This window comes from Sphingomonas sp. BAUL-RG-20F-R05-02 (assembly GCF_022662305.1).
Classification (GTDB): Bacteria; Pseudomonadota; Alphaproteobacteria; order Sphingomonadales; family Sphingomonadaceae; genus Sphingomonas.
This window is the reverse complement of record NZ_JAKNQH010000075.1, coordinates 1-573: the sequence shown is the minus strand read 5'-3', so window position 1 is coordinate 573 and position 573 is coordinate 1. Positions and strand designations below refer to the sequence as shown.

General features: G+C 62.5%; 1 pseudogene. It reads left to right on the top strand.

The features are described 5' to 3' along the window. Positions 1-141: 141 nt before the first annotated feature. Positions 142-573: pseudogene (locus L8F97_RS22495) on the top strand (catalase); the annotation flags it as partial.

The window sequence follows — 573 nt, the reverse complement described above, 5'->3', positions numbered from 1 at the left end:
ATTCCATCCCAGTTCGTGTCGCCGTAGGTCTCTGATCGTCCAGATCAGTGACACTGATCGTCCAAACGATCTGCTTGCGTGAGCCCAAACCGGCCGGGGCACAGTTTCCATTGAACACCATGCTTGCAGAAGGTCCATTCCATGTCCGATGATCTCCACCGCTCGCCCGTTGCCTTCACGCCAAACATTGAGGTGCGCGCCGACGACGAAGCGGAGACCATCCAGGGGCTGAATGAGCAGCTCCGCCTCATTCAGGAGACGACCGCCAAGGACTATGGCACCGCCGTTCGCGGCGTCCACGCGAAAGGTCACGCGATCGTCAAGGGTAAGCTTGAGGTGCTCGCCGGCCTTGCGCCTTCTTTCGCCCAGGGCCTGTTTTCGGCACCCGGCAGCTATGATGCGCTGCTGCGTTTCTCAACGCTGCCTGGCGACATCCTCGAAGACAGCATCAGTGTGCCGCGCGGGCTCGCGGTCAAGCTGTTCGGCGTTCCCGGCGACCGCCTGCCGGGCTCGGAGGCCGACACCACGCAAGACTTCATCCTGGTCAACGGCCCGGCGTTCGCAGCCCCCACA